This window comes from Neorhizobium sp. R1-B (assembly GCF_004368875.1).
GTDB lineage: Bacteria > Pseudomonadota > Alphaproteobacteria > Rhizobiales > Rhizobiaceae > Neorhizobium > Neorhizobium huautlense.
The window spans coordinates 61,776-82,496 of the sequence record NZ_SOEM01000016.1; the positions used below are offsets into that span (position 1 = coordinate 61,776).

At 61.6% G+C, this 20,721-nt stretch carries 16 protein-coding genes; 13 read left to right on the forward strand and 3 right to left on the reverse strand.

Annotated elements, in window-relative coordinates:
- Nucleotides 1–23 precede the first annotated feature (23 nt).
- On the reverse strand, nucleotides 24–1,526 hold the full coding sequence (locus EDE05_RS19570) for a pyruvate kinase (RefSeq protein WP_134102432.1): 1,503 nt from the start codon (nucleotides 1,524–1,526) through the stop codon (nucleotides 24–26).
- Between the two features lie 164 nt (nucleotides 1,527–1,690).
- Between EDE05_RS19570 and EDE05_RS19575 the strand changes: the two genes are divergently transcribed.
- The 8 genes from EDE05_RS19575 to EDE05_RS19610 all read left to right on the forward strand — a co-directional run bounded on the left by EDE05_RS19575 (nucleotide 1,691) and on the right by EDE05_RS19610 (nucleotide 13,851).
- Entirely contained in the window at nucleotides 1,691–1,867 is a 177-nt protein-coding gene (locus EDE05_RS19575; protein ID WP_348631330.1) for a hypothetical protein, read from the forward strand.
- Nucleotides 1,864–3,060 carry an acetate/propionate family kinase gene (locus tag EDE05_RS19580; RefSeq protein WP_132412827.1) on the forward strand — a complete coding sequence of 399 codons (1,197 nt, stop codon included), beginning with the start codon at nucleotides 1,864–1,866 and terminating at the stop codon, nucleotides 3,058–3,060. The genes EDE05_RS19575 and EDE05_RS19580 overlap by 4 nt, the downstream gene beginning before the upstream one ends.
- Before the next feature lie 23 nt (nucleotides 3,061–3,083).
- On the forward strand, nucleotides 3,084–5,474 hold the full coding sequence (locus EDE05_RS19585; protein ID WP_134102435.1) for a phosphoketolase family protein: 2,391 nt from the start codon (nucleotides 3,084–3,086) through the stop codon (nucleotides 5,472–5,474).
- A 116-nt stretch (nucleotides 5,475–5,590) separates the two neighbouring features.
- Nucleotides 5,591–8,257: an HAD-IC family P-type ATPase gene (locus EDE05_RS19590; RefSeq protein WP_132412823.1), complete on the forward strand. Its 2,667-nt coding sequence runs from the start codon at nucleotides 5,591–5,593 to the stop codon at nucleotides 8,255–8,257.
- A gap of 27 nt (nucleotides 8,258–8,284) precedes the next feature.
- A complete protein-coding gene (locus EDE05_RS19595; protein WP_132412821.1) occupies nucleotides 8,285–8,764 on the forward strand; it encodes an NUDIX domain-containing protein in 480 nt (159 codons plus the stop codon).
- 181 nt (nucleotides 8,765–8,945) lie between these two features.
- On the forward strand, nucleotides 8,946–9,971 hold the full coding sequence (locus tag EDE05_RS19600; protein WP_245422978.1) for an HlyD family efflux transporter periplasmic adaptor subunit: 1,026 nt from the start codon (nucleotides 8,946–8,948) through the stop codon (nucleotides 9,969–9,971).
- Between the two features lie 16 nt (nucleotides 9,972–9,987).
- Entirely contained in the window at nucleotides 9,988–12,735 is a 2,748-nt protein-coding gene (gene rbbA / locus EDE05_RS19605; protein WP_134102438.1) for a ribosome-associated ATPase/putative transporter RbbA, read from the forward strand.
- 3 nt (nucleotides 12,736–12,738) lie between these two features.
- A complete protein-coding gene (locus EDE05_RS19610; RefSeq protein ID WP_132412817.1) occupies nucleotides 12,739–13,851 on the forward strand; it encodes an ABC transporter permease in 1,113 nt (370 codons plus the stop codon).
- Nucleotides 13,852–13,881: 30 nt separating this feature from the next.
- Here the strand turns inward: EDE05_RS19610 and thyA are convergent, their stop codons facing one another.
- Both thyA and EDE05_RS19620 read right to left on the reverse strand, forming a co-directional pair.
- Nucleotides 13,882–14,796: a thymidylate synthase gene (thyA, locus tag EDE05_RS19615; protein WP_105373824.1), complete on the reverse strand. Its 915-nt coding sequence runs from the start codon at nucleotides 14,794–14,796 to the stop codon at nucleotides 13,882–13,884.
- A 162-nt stretch (nucleotides 14,797–14,958) separates the two neighbouring features.
- Nucleotides 14,959–15,852: an NAD(P)-dependent oxidoreductase gene (locus EDE05_RS19620; protein ID WP_132412815.1), complete on the reverse strand. Its 894-nt coding sequence runs from the start codon at nucleotides 15,850–15,852 to the stop codon at nucleotides 14,959–14,961.
- A gap of 350 nt (nucleotides 15,853–16,202) precedes the next feature.
- On the opposite strand from EDE05_RS19620, the gene EDE05_RS19625 reads away from it, so the two are divergent.
- The 5 genes from EDE05_RS19625 (at nucleotide 16,203) to EDE05_RS19645 (ending at nucleotide 20,714) form a co-directional block, all read left to right on the forward strand.
- Entirely contained in the window at nucleotides 16,203–16,916 is a 714-nt protein-coding gene (locus EDE05_RS19625) for an AprI/Inh family metalloprotease inhibitor (RefSeq protein ID WP_105373826.1), read from the forward strand.
- 223 nt (nucleotides 16,917–17,139) lie between these two features.
- Nucleotides 17,140–17,571: a hypothetical protein gene (locus tag EDE05_RS19630; RefSeq protein ID WP_105373827.1), complete on the forward strand. Its 432-nt coding sequence runs from the start codon at nucleotides 17,140–17,142 to the stop codon at nucleotides 17,569–17,571.
- An 88-nt stretch (nucleotides 17,572–17,659) separates the two neighbouring features.
- Nucleotides 17,660–17,881 (forward strand): hypothetical protein, encoded by a 222-nt coding sequence (locus EDE05_RS19635; protein WP_132412813.1) that lies wholly within the window; start codon nucleotides 17,660–17,662, stop codon nucleotides 17,879–17,881.
- Nucleotides 17,881–19,341, forward strand: a complete 1,461-nt coding sequence (locus tag EDE05_RS19640) for a TolC family protein (RefSeq protein ID WP_132412811.1) — start codon at nucleotides 17,881–17,883, stop codon at nucleotides 19,339–19,341. Before EDE05_RS19635 ends, EDE05_RS19640 begins: the two co-directional genes overlap by 1 nt.
- 14 nt (nucleotides 19,342–19,355) lie before the next feature.
- On the forward strand, nucleotides 19,356–20,714 hold the full coding sequence (locus EDE05_RS19645) for a copper oxidase (RefSeq protein ID WP_132412809.1): 1,359 nt from the start codon (nucleotides 19,356–19,358) through the stop codon (nucleotides 20,712–20,714).
- The last annotated feature ends 7 nt before the right edge of the window (nucleotides 20,715–20,721 follow it).

The window sequence follows — 20,721 nt, forward strand, 5'->3', positions numbered from 1 at the left end:
TCAACTGCGAGGCTCCGCTTGCTCTACCAAGACTTCAGCGCCCGCAGCGTCGGGGTCTTCTTGAAGATATGTTCGTCCATACGGGCGAGAAGGCTGTCAAGCAGGCTGACTGCCTCACCAACGGCAGGTCCCTTATTGAGCATGACGCATTCCGCGCGGGCAGCCATGGCTGCGTCGGTCATCTCGCCGCGGGATGGCAGGCCGTCTTTTACCAGATCCTCCAGAACCTGCGTCGCCCAGACCGTCGGCACGAAGGCGGCCTCGCATATCCAGAGGATTTCCTCCTGCATTTCCGCCACCCGCTCGAAGCCGATCTCGGCGGCAAGATCGCCGCGGGCAATCATCACGCCGAAGGGGCGATTGCGGCAGCGGGCACGTGCGATCAATGCCGGCAGATTTGTGACCGCCTGCGGCTGCTCGATCTTGGCGATGAGGCCAAGCGCATGTTCGCGCGGGGGATGTTCGCCAAGCGCCTCCTCCAGGAGGTCGATGTCGTCGGCACGGCTCACAAAGGAATAGCCGAGCATATCGGCATGGCGAATGATGGTGGCGAGATCGCTCTGATCCTTGGCGGTCAAGGGAGACAGACCAAGCGCCGTATCCGGCAGGTTCAGTCCTTTCTCTGCCTTCAACTTGGCACCGCCCGTTTTTGTATGCGTTATCCGAACGAGTGCCTCGCCGTCGCCAACGCTTTCGATCACGCCTTCCAGCTTGCCGTCATCATAGCGGATCCGGTCGCCGACCGAAACGCGTGTGACGATCTCGGGCAGCGAGACAGCCGCGCAGAAAGCGACCTCGGGCGTTGCGTAAGGCGTGCCCTTCGCCACCAACCGCAACAGATCGCCTGTCTCGATCCGCGATCCCTTTTCCGTCGCGACGGCTTCCGTGCGGATTTTCGGGCCTGCTATATCCATCAAGATCGTCAGGCGGCGACCGATGTCGGTTCCAGCGGCGCGCACGTGTCGTGCCATCTCCGTCCAGGCCTGCTCATCGTCATGGGCGCAGTTGATCCGCGCCACATCCATTCCGCGCCTGGCGAGATCGAGGATGAAGTCCGGCCGGCTCGCGGCCTCGCTTGGAAGCGTTACCATGATACGCCCGCGCCGGTTGGCGCGGGGCAGCCCGAAAAGCTCGTCCGTAGCCTGCGCCAGAAGATTTTCGCCCCGGAAGAACTCGCCCTCCGACGGCGACGCAAATTGCGGGTCGACGCCGCGCATCGCCGCAAGCGCAGCCAGAACGGCATCGATCGTCGGCAAGACCCGGCTCTCCAAGCGACCGAGCGAGGACAGCCCCCGCCGCATCAGCTTTCGCTGCAGGGGCCTCAGATCATGGTGACGCAGCGAAAGATAGTGGCAGAGGTTTTCCAGCCCCGCCCGCTTGTCCCCGGCCAGTGGGTCTGCGCCCAGCAATCCGCCCAACATCGGTGCCCCTTGTTTGGCTATGTCGTGGCGCAGCGCAGACAGTTCTTCAGACAGATCGGCCAGGTCATCAGGCCTGAGAGCATTTTCCACCGCATGCTGCAGCATCGCTATTCTCCTTTGGATGATTTCCTGCAGCCTGCATCGCGAAGATCAATTCTTCATGACGGCCGGCCGCACCTTGCGCTGCGTCAAGGAAGCCGAGAACCCGGCATGCGACACAAAGGCCAAAGCCAGCCTCGCCTGGCGAATTCTTCGTTGGGGCCGGTAACATGCTTGCCAAACAGCCGATCTATTTTGCCGAAGCCGACGCGGCGGGACTGGTCGGAGCCGCCCGCGTTCCTATCCTTCTGACAAATCGCGCCGAGCCGGCCGAGGTTCGCACTGCACCGGCAGCTCTTGTGGCGCTCATGGCGGCCGGAAATCGCAAGACAATGGATATCCCATGACCGACAAACTCCTCCTGACCTTCAATGCCGGTTCATCGACGGTGAAGATCGGCATCTTCAGGTTGGACGGCCATGGGGCCGCTCGTGTCGGCAAGGCGGTCGTCGATTTTGCAGATCAGCCCCCGGTGCTGCATCTCAAGGAAGGTCCGGAGCAATTTGAACTGCCTTTGAAGGGCGCGGCCGGCGACGATCTTGCGGAACTCATCGGCGAAGTCTTCCGGGAACTCGGCAAGCATTTCGATCTCGAGGCCGTTATGGCCGCAGGCCACCGGATCGTCCACGGCGGCGATATGTTCGACGGGCCGGTGGAACTGGAAGCAGAAACGCTCGAAAGCATCAGGAAGCTGACCGAGCTCGCGCCCTTGCATCAGCCCCAGGCACTTAGGCTTATCAGGGCCGTGAGGCATCTCCGCCCGTCGCTTTTCCAGACCGGCTCCTTCGATACGACCTTTCACGCGAGCCAGCCTGACCTCGTTCGGCGTCTGGCCATTCCGCGAGCCTATCACGACCGGGGCATCAAGCGGTACGGGTTCCACGGTCTTTCCTACCGTTACGTGAAAGGCGCTCTCGTGAAAAAGGCTCCCGACATCGCCGATGGCAAGGTGGTCATCGCCCATCTCGGCAGCGGCGCCAGCCTTTGCGCCATAGAAAACGGTGCGAGCCGCGATTCCAGCATGGGCTTTTCAACGCTCGACGGCGTTCCGATGGCGACACGTCCGGGCTGGCTTGATCCGGGTGTCCTGCTGCATTTCCTTGGCCCACTCGGCAAGTCCGTCCGGGAAGTCGAGGAAATGCTCTATCACCATTGCGGTCTTCTCGGCGTCTCCGGTGTCAGCGGCGACATCCGCGAACTTGTCAAGGACGATGGCAAGGAAGCCCGGGAAGCGGTTGATCTCTTCATATTCAGGATCGCCGGAGAAATCTGCCGCCTGGCCTCGACGCTCGGAGGATTGGACGGCCTCGTATTCACCGCCGGCATCGGCGAAAACCAGCCGATTATCCGCGAACGCGTCGCCGACCGACTGCTCTGGTTGGGTGTCGAACTCGATGCCGCAGCCAACGGCAGGAACGCCTCTAAAATCAGTACCCCAACAAGCCATGTCGCAGTCCATGTCATTCCGACGGACGAAGAACAGATGATCGCCGACGAATGTCTTTCTGTTCTGAAAGCGAACGATCGCGTGCCGGCCTAACGGCCCAGCCCAAGGAGAAGTCGATGCAGCTTAACGTGCCCCTTCCCACACAGCCCGAGATCGGCCCGCAAGAGCTGGCGCTGCTGGACCGCTATTGGCGCGCCGCCAATTATCTTTCCGTGGGGCAGATCTATCTGCTCGACAATCCCCTTCTGCGCGAGCCGCTGAAGCCCGAACACATCAAGCCTCGCCTGCTCGGCCACTGGGGCACGACGCCCGGCCTCAACTTCATCTATACCCACCTCAACCGCGTCATCCGTCACCGCGATATCGGCATGATCTATGTCTGCGGCCCCGGACACGGCGGGCCTGGCATGGTCGCCAGCACCTATCTCGAAGGCAGCTACAGCGAGATCTATCCGGATATCGGCCAAGACGCCGAGGGCATGAAAAGGCTCTTCAGGCAGTTTTCCTTTCCAGGCGGCATTCCGAGCCACGCGGCGCCTGAAACACCCGGCTCCATCCACGAAGGGGGCGAGCTCGGCTATGCGCTGGTGCATGCCTATGGCGCCGCCTTCGACAACCCCGATCTCGTCGTCGCCTGCGTCGTCGGCGACGGCGAGGCCGAGACCGGACCGCTTGCGGCAAGCTGGCAGTCGAACAAATTCATTAATCCGGCTCGCGATGGCGCGGTTCTGCCGATCCTGCATCTTAACGGCTACAAGATCGCCAATCCGACCGTGCTGTCGCGGATGAGCGACGAAGACCTCGACCATCTCTTCCGCGGCCATGGCTACGAGCCTTTCTTCGTCGAAGGGCACGAGCCGGAAAAGATGCACAGGCAGATGGCTGCAGTACTCGATCAGGCATTCGACCGCATCAGGACGATCCAGAGCGAAGCCCGCGAAGGCAAGGCCGGCGACCAGTGCCCGCGCTGGCCGATGATCGTGCTGCGCAGCCCCAAGGGCTGGACGGGGCCAAAGGAGGTGGACGGCAAGAAGGTGGAGGACTTCTGGCGGGCCCATCAGGTGCCTGTCGCAAATTGCCGCGGGGACGCCGGGCACCGCAAAATCCTCGAAGACTGGATGCGGAGCTACAATCCGGACGATCTGTTCGATGCGGACGGGCGACTGAAGGAGGAGTTGAGGGCGCTGGTACCGACGGGTGAACGCCGGATGGGCGCCAACCCGCACGCCAACGGTGGTCTCCTGCGCAAGGAGCTCGTCGTGCCGGACATCGGCGATTACGCCGTGCCGGTGACCGAGCGCGGCGCGCTGATGGTGCAGACAACGGAGATCCTCGGCAAATACCTGCGCGACGTGCTGAAGCTCAACGACGCCCACTCGAATTTCCGCATCTTCGGCCCCGACGAAACGGAGTCCAACCGGCTAGGTGCCGTCTTCGAGGCCACCGATCGTGTCTGGATGGAGAGGATCGAGCCTTATGACGTGCACCTTGCGCGCGACGGCCGGGTGATGGAGGTGCTCTCGGAACATCTTTGCCAGGGCTGGTTGGAAGGCTACCTGCTGACCGGCCGGCACGGCTTCTTCTCCTGCTACGAAGCCTTCATCCATATCGTCGATTCGATGTTCAACCAGCACGCCAAGTGGCTGAAGGTTTCCCGGGAACTGCCCTGGAGAAAGCCGATCTCTTCGCTTAACTACCTGCTGACCTCGCATGTCTGGCGGCAGGACCATAACGGCTTTTCCCATCAGGACCCCGGTTTCGTCGATCTCGTCGCCAACAAGAAAGCGGATATCGTGCGCATCTACCTGCCGCCGGATGCCAATACCCTTTTGTGGGTCGGAGACCATTGCCTGAGGACCTGGGACCGCATCAACGTCATCGTTGCCGGCAAGCAGCCGGAGCCGCAATGGCTGACGATGGACGAGGCCGTTGCGCATTGCGAGGCCGGAGCCGGTATCTGGGCCTGGGCCGGTAACGAGGACGGCGCAGTCGCGCCCGACGTCGTCATGGCATGCGCCGGCGACGTCCCGACCATGGAAACGCTCGCGGCCGTCGCCCTCCTGCGGGAGGCGATACCGGAACTCAAGATCCGCGTGGTCAATGTCGTCGACCTGATGGCCCTGCAATCGAAGGAACACCACCCGCACGGCCTTGCCGACGAGGAATTCGACCGCCTCTTCACCACCGACCGGCCGGTGATCTTTGCCTATCACGGCTATCCTTATCTCATCCACCGGATGACCTATAAGCGCATCAACCACGGCAATATCCACGTCCGCGGTTTCGTGGAGGAAGGTACCACGACCACGCCCTTCGACATGACCGTGTTGAACGAACTCGACCGGTACCATCTTGCGATCGAGGCGATCGAACGCGTCCCGGGCCTCAAGGCGAAAGCAGGTCACGTCGTGGAAGCCCTGCAGGCCAAGCTTGACGAACACCATCACTATGTCAGGGAATACGGAGAAGACATGCCGGAGATCCAGAACTGGAGATGGAAACGTTAGGCGGCGCATCCGAATTGATGGATGTCAATGGCCGGTGATTTGCGTCAGGTATTGTCTTCAGAAAAGCCGCTCGGACCCGCCACGGGTTCGAGGTCGGTTTTTGCTGGAGCCCATATATGTCCGTCCCGTCTCTGCGATTCAGTGATCCTCCTCTCCATGAAAGCTGCTTATGGGGATTATCGGCCGAGGAGGCGGAGGCGCGGCTCGCCGAGCATGGCCAGAACCTATTGCCGGCCCCGCAAGCACCGTCGCTGTGGGTCATTTTCCTGCGCCAGTTCCGCAGCCCGCTGATCTATATCCTGCTGCTTGCAGCCGCCGTATCCTTGGCGGCGGGCGAAGCGGAAGATGCCGCCTTTATCGGCGCCGTGCTCCTCCTGAACGGTATCATAGGAACCATGCAGGAATACTCCGCGGGCCGTGCCGCAGCGGCGCTTCGCGCGCTTGAACAGCCGTATGCCGTTGTTATCAGGGATGGCCAGGTGCAGGAAATCGAAGCACGCCTTCTCGTCCACGGCGATCTTGTGCAGCTCGAGGCAGGTGGAAGGGTTCCGGCCGATGTCTCGCTGGTCGAAGCCAGTGATCTTCTCTGTGACGAATCGCTGCTGACCGGCGAGTCCCTTCCCGCGCGAAAGAGACTTCCCCTGCCGGGCACGCCGCCCGAAGGTCGGGAGGCCGCGATGGCATTCGCAGGAACCTTGATTACGCGCGGCCGCGGCAAGGGCGTCGTTACTGCGACGGGACTTTCCACCGAGATCGGGCGGATCGCTTCCGAGATCAACAAGGCGTCCATCTCGCAACCGCCGCTGATGATCCGGCTTGCCCGCTTTTCGAATATCATCGCCTGGACGGTGGGGATTGCCTCGATCGTGCTCGTGGCCGTCGGGCTTTTGCGCGGCATGGCCTGGAGCGACCTGTTCCTGATGTCCGTCGGCCTCGCCGTCAGCGCCATTCCGGAAGGGTTGCCGATCGCCATATCGATTGCGCTCGCAATCAGCATGCGTCGCATGGCCAGGCGAAATGTCATCGTCCGACGAATGCCGGCGGTCGAGTCGCTTGGATCCTGCACGATGATCGCAACCGACAAGACCGGAACATTGACCCTGAACGACCTGACGGTGACGGATATCCGCCTGCCCGAGGGCACCGACCTGCTGCTCGACGCCGGACAGGATCTCGACGCATGCGAGATCCGGGGCTCCGATCTGAGTCCTTCCGAAGCACGCAACCGGGCCGCGAGACTGCTGCAGGCGGCATTGTTACCGAACGAAGGCTCGCTCTCACGCGATGGCGACGGCTGGAAAGGCGTCGGCGATACGGTCGACGTCGCGCTGCTGGCAGCCGCCCATAAAGGCGGTCTTACCCAGGATACGATGGTGGAAACCTATCCCCTCGTCGGCCGCATTCCCTACGAGCCGGATCTCAAATATGCGGCGTCCTTCCATCGAAGCGGCGAACGCATTCGCATTTTCGTCAAGGGCTCGGCTGAAATCCTGATCGACATGGCCGATCGGATGGATACGGGCAAAGGCGTCGTGCCGATCGAACGTCTAACGCTTCTACGGCAGAAGGAAAAAATGGCGGAGCGCGGCCTGCGCGTACTCGCCTTTGCCGAAGGAGAAATCCGAAGCGGCGCGGACGAGACCTTTGGCCACCACCACCTCGTCGATCTTGTTTTCCTTGGTCTGGCAGGTATGCAGGACCCCATCCGTCCGGAAGTTCCCCAGGCGATCCGCGACTGCCACGCGGCGGGAGTCCAGGTCGCAATGGTGACAGGCGACGATCCGAAAACGGCAGCGGCCATCGCCGCCGAAGCCGGATTGGCTTTCAGGCAGGATCAGGTGACGACGGGTGAAGAGGTAGATCGCGCCGAAGCGGCGGGACAGGCCGCCCTCGACGAGTTGACGCGCCGCGTCCGGATTTACGCCCGCGTCGCCCCCGCCCAGAAGCTGTCGATCGTCCTTTCGCTGGCGCGCAACGGCCATTTCGTCGCCGTCACGGGAGATGGCGTCAACGACGCGCCGGCGCTCAAACATGCCCATGTCGGCGTGGCAATGGGCCGGAAGGGTACGGAGGTCGCCAAAGAGAGCGCCGACATCGTCGTCACGGACGACAACTTCGCCTCCATCGTCAGCGGGATCCGCGAGGGGCGCACCGCCTATTCGAATATCCGCAAAGTTATCCTGATGCTGGTCGCCACGGGTGCGGCCGAAATCCTGCTCTTCCTGCTGGCGATCCCGCTCGGCCTGCCGATGCCGCTGCTGCCGGTGCAGCTCCTGTGGCTCAATCTCGTCACCAACGGCATCCAGGACGTCGCACTTGCCGGAGAGAAGCCGGAGGGAGACGAGCTCACCCGGCCGCCGCGGCGCCCGAAGGAGCCGATCTTCGACCGCCTGATGATCCGCCGCATCCTCCTGTCCACCCTCGTGATCGGCGGCGGCGGTTTCGCCGCCTTCTATTGGCTTCTCGAACAGGGATACGAAGTGTCCGCAGCGCGCAACATGCTGCTTCTGCTTTTCGTCATGTTCGAGAATGTTCAGACCTTTACCTGCCGATCGGAACGACGCTCGGTTTTCTCGTTCAACTTTTTCGGCAATCCGCTGCTCATCTTGACCGTCGTCGCAGCGCAGGCCCTGCATATCTCGGCGATGTATATCCCCTGGTTTCGGGATACGCTCGAGCTTGCCCCGATATCCCTTTCCGAATGGGCCTTGATGCTGCTTGCCGCATCGTCAATCCTGCTGGTGAGCGAACTGGACAAATGGCGTTGCCGCAAGGCAGCATGAGCGCTCGATCGTCGGGAGTTGCATCTGATGCCGAAGCGCAGCGCAGGTCTCTTGATATTTCGCCGACAGGGTGGGGATCTGCAGGTTCTCCTGGTGCATCCTGGAGGACCGTTCTGGGCGCGCAAGGACGATGGCGCCTGGTCCATTCCGAAGGGCCTTGTGGAAGAAGGCGAGGACGAACTTGGCGCCGCCATCCGCGAGGCGGCGGAGGAAATCGGAACCACCATCGAGGGCTCCTTCGAGCGACTGGGGGAATACAGGCAACCCGGCGGCAAGAGGGTTCTGGTCTGGGCAGTCGAAGCCGATCCCCCGATCGATGAAGGCCACCTGGTCAGCAATCTGTTCTCGCTGGAATGGCCACCGCGCTCGGGTGTCTTTAGACAATTCCCGGAGGTGGACCGGGCCGGCTGGTTTTCCATTGCCGAGGCAAGGCAGAAAATCTTGAAAGGACAGGAGCCGATCCTCAACGATTTCATGGATCCGGCCACGACCGCTCGGCAACATTGATCCGCATCAATGTCGTCTGGACGGTGACGGGCGATCAGATAGCACCGCAAGACGAAGCCGAGAGCGTCGGCAACAGCAATCATACTCAAGGCTTTCGCGCCTGCCGCAAACCCCAGATGTCCGATGGAGCCATACAGTGAATCGCACCGGGAAAATTGCCATCGTCCTCGCCATTGTCGGGTTGGCCGCAGGTTCTGCGTGGAAATATCTACAGGACCGCAGCGCCGAACAAGCGCTGCGCGGTATCGCCAGCGGCAATGGACGCATTGAAGCCACAGAGATCGATATAGCCGCACGGACAGCCGGCCGCCTTTCGGACGTGCTCGTCAAGGAAGGCGATTTTGTCGAAGTCGGGCAGATTCTGGCCCGGATGGATATCGAACAGCTGACCGCCGAGAAACGGGAGGCCGAGGCGCAGCTTTCAAGGGCGAGGATCGGCATCGACACGGCCCGAAGCTTCGTCACCCAAAGGGAAGCAGAAAAGGAGGCCGCGGCCGCGGCCGTTGCACAAAACGAGGTGGAACTCCAGTCGGCTCGAAAGAGGCTTGCCCGCAGCGAGCAGCTTTCCCGCAGCGGCTCGGTCTCGGAGCAGGTTCTTGACGACGACCGCGCTCGCGTCGACACATCGGTCGCAACCGTCGCAGCCGCCAGGGCGAGGCTTGCGGCAACCGACGCAGCCATCGGTTCGGCCAGATCCCAGGTGATTGACGCAGAAGCATCGGTCGAAGCGGCGCAGGCGACGATCGCCAGGATCGAGGCGGACCTGCGCGATTGCGAACTCAAGGCGCCGCGCAGCGGCCGGATCCAATACCTGGTCGCCCGGCCTGGCGAAGTTGTCGCCGCCGGAGGACGGGTTCTCAACATGCTGGATATCGGGGATGTATACATGACCTTCTTCCTGCCGACTGCCGAGGCCGGGCGAACCGCCATCGGCAGCGAGGCGCGCATCGTTCTCGACGCCGCACCCCAATACGTCATCCCGGCCAGGATATCCTTCGTTTCGGACATCGCGCAGTTCACGCCCAAGACGGTCGAGACGGAGGAGGAGCGCCAGAAGCTGATGTTCCGCCTGCGCGCCCAAGTCCCGCGGGAACTCCTGCAGAAATACGTGGCGCAGGTGAAGACCGGACTTCCGGGTCGGACCTATGTCAAAATCGATTCCAACGCCGCATGGCCGGCCGCGCTAGCTCAACCGCTTACGCCTTGATTTGGAGCAGTCAGCCATGGTTGATCCCGCGGAACCAGCCTTCGTCGCCCGTCTGACGGGCGTCAGCCACACCTACGGCACTACCCTCGCGCTCGACGGGATATCGCTGGATATACCGCAAGGGCGGATGGCCGGCTTCATCGGCCCGGACGGGGTCGGCAAGTCGACGCTTCTTTCGCTGATCGCCGGCGCTCGTTCGATCCAGCGGGGCGATGTCCAGGCGCTGGGCGGCGATATGCGCGCCGGCCGCCACCGCCGCCGCGTCTGCCCGGCCATCGCCTATATGCCGCAGGGCCTCGGCCGCAATCTTTATCCAACCCTGTCGGTCTTCGAAAACGCCGATTTTTTCGGAAGCCTGTTCGGCCAGAACAAGGCCGAACGCCAACAGCGCATCCGCACGCTCCTGAAGCGCACGGGCCTTGCCGGATTCGAGGATCGGCCTGCCGGCAAGCTTTCCGGTGGCATGAAACAGAAGCTCAGCCTCTGCTGCGCTCTCCTCCATGATCCTGATCTCCTTATTCTCGACGAACCCACAACCGGCGTCGATCCGCTGTCGCGGCGTCAATTCTGGAACCTGATCGACGACATCCGGGCCGCGCGGCCGCAGATCAGCGTCATTGTCGCAACCGCGTATATGGAAGAGGCCGCACGCTTCGACTGGCTGGCAGCCATTGATTCGGGAAAAGTCCTCGCAACCGGCTCCCCACAGGAGATCCTGGCGCAGACGGGCGCCGCTACCCTCGATGACGCCTTCATTGCACTGATGCCCGAGGACAAGCGATCTGCGCATCACGCGGTGGAACTTCAGCCGCCGCCCTCGTTTGACGAGGCGGATTTTGCCATCGAGGCGCAGGATCTGACCATGCGTTTCGGCGCCTTCACCGCCGTCGACAATGTCAGCTTCCGTATCCGTCGCGGCGAGATCTTCGGCTTTCTCGGCTCCAACGGATGCGGCAAATCCACCACCATGAAAATGCTGACCGGGCTGTTGCCGGCAAGCGAAGGCACGGCCAAGCTGTTCGGCAGGCAAGTCGACCCGCGGGACATGGATATCCGCAGACGGGTTGGCTACATGTCGCAGGCATTTTCACTCTATACCGAGCTGACGGTGCGACAGAACCTCGACCTGCATGCGCGCATCTTCCGGCTCCCGCCCGAGACAATTCCGACGCGCATCGAAGAAATGGGGCGACGGTTCCAGCTGCTGGAAGTCATGGATACGCTGCCCGACGCGCTACCGCTCGGTATCCGGCAGCGGCTGTCGCTCGCCGTAGCCCTTGTCCATTCGCCCGAGGTTCTGATCCTGGACGAACCGACGTCCGGGGTCGATCCGATCGCCAGAGATCAGCTCTGGGCAATGCTGATCGAACTCTCCCGCAAGGAGAAAGTGACGATTTTCATCTCCACCCACTTCATGAACGAGGCAGAGCGCTGCGATCGCATCTCGCTGATGCATGCCGGCAAGGTATTGGTGAGCGATACACCCGCCGCAATCCAGGAGAACCGCCAGGCGGCCACGCTTGAAGAGGCCTTCATCGGTTATCTCGAAGACGCCACGATGGAGACACCCGACGTGGTGGCGACGGAATCGGAGGAAGGCTCCGACACGCCGGTGCCTGCCGCCCCGCCGCATCGACGGCTTTTCGACCTGCGCCGGATCTTGAGTTTCAGCCGCCGTGAAGCCCTTGAGCTGCGCCGCGATCCGATCCGCGCCACACTGGCGCTGATCGGCAGCGTGATCCTGATGTTCGTCGTCGGTTACGGCATCAACATGGATGTGCAGAACCTGACCTTCGCCGTGCTCGACCGAGACGATACGGTCGCCAGTCGGGACTACGTCGCCAATATTGCCGGTTCCCGCTACTTCATCGAAGAGCCGCCACTTCAAGACTATGCCGATCTCGACGGGCGCATGCGAGGGGGAAGGCTGAAACTTGCAATCGAGATACCGGCAGGTTTTGCCGAACGCGTCGCGCGGGGCAACGACGTGGAGATCGGAGCGTGGATCGACGGGGCGATGCCGCAACGGGCCGAGACCATTCGCGGCTATGTCCAGGGAATGCATGCGGCCTGGCTTGCCCGGCATATGCGGGAAACCTACGGTGACGCGGCGGCTGCGTCGTTCTCGATCGAAACCCGCTTTCGCTACAATCCCGGCATCGAGAGCCTGGTTGCCATGGTGCCTGCCGTCATACCGTTATTGCTGCTGTTGATCCCGGCGATGCTCACGGCCTTGTCCGTCGTTCGGGAAAAGGAACTCGGCTCGATCGTCAATTTCTACGTGATGCCGGTCACCAGGCTCGAATTTCTTTTGGGCAAGCAGATTCCGTATCTCGTCCTCGGCTTGGCGAATGCCGCCCTGCTCTGGCTCTTCGCCGTCCTCGTCTTTCAGGTACCCTTTACCGGCAGCCTGCTGCCATTTGCGGCCGCCGCCCTGCTCTACGTCGCCTTTTCCACCGCCTTCGGCCTCCTGGTTTCCAGTTTCATATCGAGCCAGATCGCCGCGATATTCGGAACAACGCTGATGACCATCATTCCGGCGGTTCAGTTTTCCGGCATGATCGACCCGGTCTCATCGCTCCAGGGTCTCGGCGCGCTGATCGGCCAGATCTACCCGACCACCTATTTCAACATCATCTCGCGCGGCACTTTTTCAAAGGGACTGGCGTTCGAAAACCTCGGCAGCGCCTTCCTGCCGCTCGTCGTCGCAGGCCCTCTGCTCATCGCTGCGGCAACCGTCTTTCTCAAGAAGCAGGCAAGGTGAAGCATGCGGCCCGGAACAATCTTTTATCTCGGGATGAAGGAACTGCAGGGACTGGTGCGCGATCCGATCCTCATCGGACTGATCATCTATGCCTTTACCATCGCCGTCTATACCGAAGCAGAGTCGGTACCCGAAACCCTGAACAATGCCCCAATCGCCCTCGTCGACGAAGACAATTCGCCGCTCTCGCGACGGATCGGGGATTCTTTCCTGAGCCCCTATTTCAAGCAACCGGTCATGATCACGGCGGGCGAGATGGATGCGCGCATGGATGCCGGCACCGATACTTTCGCGCTCGACATCCCGCCGAATTTCCAGAGCGACCTCATCGCGGGCAAGGCACCGGTCATCCAGCTCAATGTTGACGCCACGCGGATGACCCAGGCCTTTTCCGGCTCCGGCTATGTGCAGAGCATCGTGACTACGGAGGTCTCGGATTTTGCGCGTGCGAGCACTGTCGAGCAAACTCCCGACGTGGAGCTCACGCTTCGGTCCCGCTTCAATCCGGAGCTGAACCAGAGGTGGTTTGCGTCGGTGATGAGCATCATCGACAACGTGACCATGCTGTCGATCATCCTGACCGGCACCGCCCTTATCCGCGAGCGCGAACACGGCACGATCGAGCATCTCCTGGTCATGCCGGTAACGCCGATCGAGATCATGCTGTCAAAGGTTTGGTCGATGGGCATCGTCGTCTTCTGCGCCACGTTGTTTTCGCTGATCGTCATCGTACAGCTCATGTTGCAGGTTCCGATCGAGGGGTCGCTGGCGCTCTTCATGGCGGGAGCGGCGCTGCATCTTCTTGCAACCACCGCCATGGGGATCGCGCTTGCGACGATCGCCGGATCGATGCCGCAGTTCGGGCTTCTGATCATGCTCGTCCTCCTGCCACTGCAAATCCTTTCTGGAGCGACGACCCCACGCGAAAGCATGCCGGCAATGATCCAGACGATCATGCTCGCGGCCCCCAACACACATTTCGTCCTGATGGCGCAGGCAATACTCTATCGCGGCGCCGGCCTATCCGTCGTTTGGCCGCAGCTCATCTGGCTTGCGGGGATTGCAACGATCCTGTTTACGTTTTCGCTGCGCGGCTTCCGCCGTTCGCTGAAGTAACCACACCTGCCTGCGTCCGCATCTGGGGTCTCAGACCGCGACCGGCGCCTCGATGGCGGGGTGCGGATCGTATCCCGTCACCTCAAAGTCCTCGATGCGGTATCCATCGATGCTATCCGGCCGCCGCAGCAGGCTAAGCTTCGGAAACGGCCTCGGCTCTCTCTCAAGCAAGGTGTTCGCCATGTCGATATGATCGAGATAGAGGTGAACGTCGCCACCGACCCAGACCAGTTCGCCAGGCACCATATCCACCTGCTGCGCGACCATGGCGAGCAGGGCCGCCTGCTGGCAGACGTTGAACGGGTTTCCAAGTCCCATGTCGCTCGATCTCTGAAGAACGAGAAGCGAAACCTTTGGGCGCCCCTCGCCCATGCCGGAAACGTAGAACTGATACGTCATGTGGCAAGGCGGCAATGCCATCTGGTCCAGCTCTGGGACATTCCAGGCATGGAACAGCATCCGGCGGCTTGACGGATTCTTTCGAAGCGTTTCAATCACTCCCGAGATCTGGTCGTATTCCTTGCCGTCTGCGCCCTTCCAGCGACGCCACTGCTTGCCGTAGACAGGGCCGAGATCGCCCCATTCTTCAGCAAAAGCGTCGTCGGCCAGAATTTTGTCCTCAAAATCCTTCTGCGAAATCTCGGAGCCCGTTGCCTTGCGATATGCGGCGAGCGGCCAGTCGGTCCAGATGCGCACGTTTTCCTTCAGAAGCGACTGGATGTTGGTCTGTCCCGTCAGGAACCACAACATCTCCTTCACCGCGGTCTTCCAGAACACCTTTTTTGTCGAATAGACGGGAAACGTTCCGTCCGACAGGTCGAAACGCATCATCGCGCCGAACATGGAGAGCGTGCCGACACCCGTGCGGTCGATCCGCTTGTCCCCCTTTTCGAGTAGGTGGGTCAGTACATCGAGATACTGGTATTCCGGGTGTCTCAACGTCAAGGCGATGTCCTTTCGCGATGATCCACCGCCATGCGTCCGTTCGCGCGAGGGCCGGTGAGAACCGCCGATTCTTTAGCCAGAGATCTACATACTAGCACGGCAAGCCGCGGCCAATCTCGTTGCACCGCTTTCCCCGGCATTTCACCAGAGGCCTAATATGGTTCACCTGGGCACGTAATTGCGCCAGTTGTGCTTCTCGGAGAAGTTCAGAACCTCGCGGATCTTGCGGTTGCTGATCGGAGCTTCGAATTCGTCCAGCTCGCGCGTGATCGGCGTATTGGCGGCCCATCGCTCAAGGAATGGCCGCGTCGGCTCCCAGGCGGTGATCGTGTCGTTGACGGTGTTGAAGACCTGGAAGCCGAGGCCGTCCTTTTCGACGCAGAGATGGACGATCTGGCCGAGATCGCGGGCGTCGATATAGCTCCACGCATTGCGTTTGCGGGACGGCGGATCCGCAAGGAAGGCGGGAAAGCGGGCATAGTCTTCCGGCGAGATCACGTTGCCGATCCTCAGCGCATAGATATCCGCGCCGTAGCGCATGGAAAAGGCGCGTGCCGTCTTCTCGTTGACGACCTTGGAAAGACCATAGCTGTCCATCGGGTCGACGTCATAATCTTCCGTCAGCGGAAAGGAGCGATAATCCTTGTCTCCCTCGGCAAAGCAGACGCCGTAGGTCGTTTCACTGGAGGCGATGATCACTTTGCGGATGCCGAGTTTCATCGCCGCTTCGATGACATTGTAGGTCGATATCGTGTTGGCCGCGAATGTCGTATTGTCCGGCCGCATCAAGATTCTGGGAACCGCCGCGAAGTGCACCACCGCATCGACCGGCGCCGGCCCCTTCCCGGTCTGAAGCCCTTCGAACCCGAAATGCATGGAAAGCGCGTTGAAGGTCTCACCGCTGTCCGTCAGGTCGGTGATAAGGGTATTGACGCCCGGGCAATCCAGCGGCACGAGATCCAGGTTGAAGACCTCGTGTCCTTCGCCGACCAGATAAGGCACCGCATGCCGCCCGGCCTTGCCGCTGCCCCCGGTGAATACGATCCGCTTGCCCATGATGCCGCCTCCTCAAATCCCGTCCGGCCCGCCGCGTCTGTCGACATCGCCTGCCTGCTGCGACGAGGCATAGTCGAAACGACGTAACCAGTCCGATGATGAAGCATGGCACCGCCTGCCCGTCAATGTCGATCGCGGCAGCCGATTGCCGCTCCGCTTCGCAAGGAAGTGCGGTCAAGCGCTTCCCTTGGGCGTTGCCCGAACGAAAACGTGCCTCACGAACTTCACAAATCGACGAGGAGGAGCGCGCTCCATCGCTTGCCTCCCTGTAGGTTATCGGCCTGTTGAGTCCTGTTCAGCCAATCGCGAATCGGGCAGAAAAAGACCATTCCTCAGCCCGGAGCCTCGACATGCGTTTCCGCCACGCCCTTGCCGTCATCGCCTCTTTCGTGATCGCGGGGCCAGCTTTTCCGCAGGACCATCCTTCGGCCTTCGTCGGTTCGTGGGAGGTGGAAACAGGCAGCGCGGCCGGCAAATGCAACGTCGAACTCAAAAGCACGAGTTTCGCAGGCAAGCTCTCCGCCCGCAGCATCATGTGCCTGGGCCCTTTGGGCTTCCTGAACGGATGGACGCCGAGCCGAGAAGGCGTCACGCTGCTCGACGCCGGCGGCAGGGAGATCGGCAGCTTCGGACCGTCCCGCGGCAACCTCGTCGGACGTCTGAGCGACGGCAGCATTGTCACCATGAGACCGACGAGCGGCCAGCGTTTCGGCGGCAGGCGCGACGATGATCGCTGGCGGCCCGGCCGGGACGGAAACGATCGCGCGGACTGCTATCTGCGCGAAGATACCGGCCGTTGCGCCGATCCCGCCGACATTCCGCCGCCGCGGGAACGCCGTCTCGTCCGCTCGATCGGTCCGCTCAATGTCCGCAGGCAGGAAGATATGAGCAGCCCGGTCGTGACCCACACCGAGGCGGGCGAATGTTTCACCGTCTACGGCTGCCGCGATACCCGGTGGGGGCCCCGTTGCGAAGTCCGCTGGGGCAAGAACCAGATCGGCTATACGGTCAAGTATTTCGAGAAGAACGGGAAAAACTATATCGGGTTTCTGAACCGCTGCTGAAAACCCGGCCGCTTTCCCACGCCGTCGTCTGTTTCGAGGGCCGGTCTTCATCACCACGATGGGCCGTGGGGAGGATTGCGGCGCGAGACGCGAAAAGTCTCAGCAGTGCGCAACCAATGCGAAGCATTGCCCGCCGATGCTTTGCCCGACCCTCCTATCCCGCCTTTGACTGTGTTGCCGTGCCACACAAACGACGTGAAATGGTGGTTGGAGAAGGCGGCGGTTGACAAGCATCAAGGCTCTGGCGATCCTCACAGATATGAGCGGGATGTATCGAATCACATCTAAAGCGATGGCACTGATGTTCCGACTGGTGATGATCTTGTCACTGGCTGGCTACAGCTTTTCTGCCGTCAGCGCCGCGATGCATCCGGAAAGCTCCGCCCAGATCGCGCAGATCGAAGAGGTCTATTCCTCTCACCATGGCGACGACCACGTCGCGATGGCCGATACCGATCACCACGGCAACCAGCACGACCACAGCAGCCCGGAGAAGTCCAAGAACTCCTGCTGCAAGGATTATTGCGGCATTGCGGCCATCACATGCTCCGGCTCTTCGTTGAGCCATCCGCGCGTGGTTTCCATTCGCGAGTTCATCAACGACACGGACCCCCGGGGCCAGCCGCCGAGCCTGCATCGTCCGCCCAACATCTGAGAACGCGCACCCGCACGGGCGGGTATAGCCGTGCTGCGAGCCTTATCGGTCGACAGCGCGATCATGCATTCATTCTCGGAATTTCATTATGAAGCACCTGTTTCTGGTGGTCGCAATGCCGCTGTTCGTCAGCGGATGCGCAGCCACCCTTCCAGAGGTCGTCGCCTCCACGGATCATCCTGATTCCGCAACGGATATCAGGCCTGTACGTTATCAAAATCCGGTTGGCGCCTACATCCATCGCCTGCCTGTCGACCCTAAACCCTGGCGTGGTCTCAATGATGCGCAAGCTCCGAAGGGAGGCGCATAATGATGCCTCGGACGATCAGGCTGATCTCCTCCATCGTGTTTCCGCTGGTTACGGCGGGCTGTGTGACGACCGACTACGCGGCCAGCGATGCCGGGTTCACCAACGCTTCTCTGAAGAGCAGCGAAGCGACCGGCAAACAGACTGTCTGGGTGCAAAACCAGCAGCAGGCGCAAGCGGTTCGGGAGCGCGTGAAAACGCTGATGGCGAAGAAGACCATCGACGTGGAGACCGCCGTCCAGGTGGCGCTCCTCAACAACAAGGGCCTGCAGGCGGCTTATGCCGATCTCGGCGACAGCGCAGCCGACGCATGGCAGACGCAACTGTCGGTCTTTCCGACCTTCTCCGTCGGCCTTTCGGGCATCGGCACGCCCGGCCTCGAAGCCTATCGCGTGCTGGAAGGGGCGATCGCCGCCAACATACTGGCGCTTGCCACCTACGACAAAAACATCAGGCTTGCCGACACCCGCTTCCGGCAGGCCCAACTCAATGCCGCGCTCGCGACGATCTCGCTTGCTGCAGAAACCCGCCGCGCCTGGGTCAACGCCGTCGCCGCCTGGGAGAATGTCGCCTATCTCAACCAGGCGAAAGCTGCGGCCGACGCCTCATCCGAACTCGCCAAGAAAATCGGCGAAGCCGGATCGCTGACGAAGGCCGATCAAGCCCGGGAGCACGTCTTTTATGCCGAGCTGACCGGCGAGACGGCCAAGGCGCGGCTGGAAGCAAAGCTTGCCAAGGAGGAACTGATCCGGCTGATGGGCCTGTCGGGGACCGCCATCGATTTTCAGATCCCGAATCGCCTGCCCTCCCTGCCGAAGGCGTTGATCAAGCGTGACGATATTGAAGCGGAAGCCATCCACAAGCGGATGGACTTGCAGGTGGCGCGCCTGGAGCTTCAGGCAACCGCGCAGTCCTACAAGCTGGAGGACGTAACCCGTATCGTCACCGACATCGAGCTTGCGGGCACTTACGAAAAGGAACGCGAGCGCGAAGACGGCAGGATCCTGTCGGACGTCTCGAAGACCGCTTCGCTGGAGTTCACGATCCCGATCTTCGACTCCGGCCAGGCGCGGCTGCGAAAGGGCGAACTCGCCTATATGCGGGCCGCCAACCGGCTGGCCGAGCTCGCGGTCAACGTCCGCTCGGAAGCCCGCTCGGCCTACCTTGCATACAAGTCGAACTACGATATCGCGCGCCACTACCGGAACAACGTGCTGCCGTTGCGCAATGCCATCGAGGAACAATCGCTCCTCACCTACAACGGCATGATCACCAGCACATTCGAACTGATCGCCGACACGCGCGAGAAGATCGACTCCACCATCCTCGCCGTCAACGCCAAGCGTGACTTCTGGCTCGCCGAAGCGAACCTCGCCCCCGTCATCTACGGCGGCAGCACAGGTTCGGCCTCGGCGCAAACCGAGGTTGCGTCCGCTGAAGAAGCGACACGTGGCGGTCACTGAGAAAGGAAACGAGAATGTTCAGTAGAAGACAACTGCTTGGAGCAGGTGCCGCCGGTGCCGCGCTCGTCTCCTCCCAGGCCTGGGGCCAGACCTCCAACATGGGCCTGCCGGAAGCGGCCGTCATGGACACCGCCGCAACCCAGACGCCGGTGCGTCCGTCCGTCGGACCGGACTATAATCCGGTCGTCACCCTGAACGGGTGGACCCTGCCCTTCCGCATGAACAACGGCGTCAAGGAATTCCATCTGGTCGCCGAACCGGTCGAACGCGAGATGGCGGAAGGTATGACCGCCTACCTCTGGGGCTATAACGGCCAGTCGCCGGGGCCGACCATCGAGGCGGTCGAAGGCGACCGGGTCCGCATCTTCGTTACCAACAAGCTGCCGGAGCACACGACCGTTCATTGGCACGGGATGATCCTGCCGTCGGGCATGGATGGCGTCGGCGGCCTGTCGCAGCCTCACATTCCCGTCGGCAAGACCTTCGTCTACGAGTTCGACCTCGTGAAGTCCGGCACCTTCATGTACCACCCCCACTCGGACGAGATGGTCCAGATGGCAATGGGCATGATGGGTTTCTTCGTCGTTCATCCGAAGGACCCGAAGTTCATGCCTGTCGACCGCGACTTCGTCTTCCTGCTGAGCGCCTATGACATCGATCCCGGCACCTATGTGCCACGCGTCATGGAGATGACCGACTTCAACCTCTGGACCTGGAACAGCCGCGTCTTTCCAGGCATCGATCCGCTGGTCGTTTCCAGGAACGACAAGGTCCGCGTCCGCGTCGGAAATCTGACCATGACCAACCACCCGATCCACATGCATGGCTACGACTTCGAAGTGACCTGCACTGACGGCGGCTGGGTCCGGCCCGAGGCGCGCTGGCCGGAGGTCAGCATCGATATTCCCGTCGGGGCGATGCGGGCTTACGAGTTCGACGCAAAACATGTCGGCGACTGGGCGATCCATTGCCACAAGTCGCACCATACGATGAACGCGATGGGTCACGACATTCCCACCTTTATCGGCGTCGACAAGAAGGAGGTCGCCAAGAAGATCAGGCAGTTCCGTCCCGAATATATGCCGATGGGCACCGCCGGCATGGCGGATATGGGCGAAATGTCGATGGAAATACCGGAAAACACCGTTCCGATGATGACCGGATGGGGTCCGCACGGCCCCATCGAGATGGGCGGCATGTTTTCCGTGGTGAAGGTTCGCGAGGGTATCTCGGCGGGCGATTACACCGATCCGGGCTGGTACGAGAACCCGCCCGGCACACAGGCCTGGGAGTGGACGGGAAGTCTTCCCGACGCGCCAAAGGCAAAAGACGCAAAGACTTCGATCATGCCGGGACACCCCGATCACGGCTGATTGCCAA

Coding starts and splice junctions, on each gene's coding strand:
- EDE05_RS19580 (WP_132412827.1), top strand. CDS start 1,864: ATGACCGACAAACTCCTCCTGACCTTCAATGCCGGTTCATCGACGGTG.
- EDE05_RS19625 (WP_105373826.1), top strand. CDS start 16,203: ATGCGTTTCCGCCACGCCCTTGCCGTCATCGCCTCTTTCGTGATCGCG.
- EDE05_RS19595 (WP_132412821.1), top strand. CDS start 8,285: ATGCCGAAGCGCAGCGCAGGTCTCTTGATATTTCGCCGACAGGGTGGG.
- EDE05_RS19640 (WP_132412811.1), top strand. CDS start 17,881: ATGATGCCTCGGACGATCAGGCTGATCTCCTCCATCGTGTTTCCGCTG.
- EDE05_RS19575 (WP_348631330.1), top strand. CDS start 1,691: ATGCTTGCCAAACAGCCGATCTATTTTGCCGAAGCCGACGCGGCGGGA.
- EDE05_RS19620 (WP_132412815.1), bottom strand. CDS start 15,852: ATGGGCAAGCGGATCGTATTCACCGGGGGCAGCGGCAAGGCCGGGCGG.
- EDE05_RS19645 (WP_132412809.1), top strand. CDS start 19,356: ATGTTCAGTAGAAGACAACTGCTTGGAGCAGGTGCCGCCGGTGCCGCG.
- EDE05_RS19585 (WP_134102435.1), top strand. CDS start 3,084: ATGCAGCTTAACGTGCCCCTTCCCACACAGCCCGAGATCGGCCCGCAA.
- EDE05_RS19610 (WP_132412817.1), top strand. CDS start 12,739: ATGCGGCCCGGAACAATCTTTTATCTCGGGATGAAGGAACTGCAGGGA.
- EDE05_RS19590 (WP_132412823.1), top strand. CDS start 5,591: ATGTCCGTCCCGTCTCTGCGATTCAGTGATCCTCCTCTCCATGAAAGC.
- EDE05_RS19635 (WP_132412813.1), top strand. CDS start 17,660: ATGAAGCACCTGTTTCTGGTGGTCGCAATGCCGCTGTTCGTCAGCGGA.
- EDE05_RS19570 (WP_134102432.1), bottom strand. CDS start 1,526: ATGCTGCAGCATGCGGTGGAAAATGCTCTCAGGCCTGATGACCTGGCC.
- rbbA (WP_134102438.1), top strand. CDS start 9,988: ATGGTTGATCCCGCGGAACCAGCCTTCGTCGCCCGTCTGACGGGCGTC.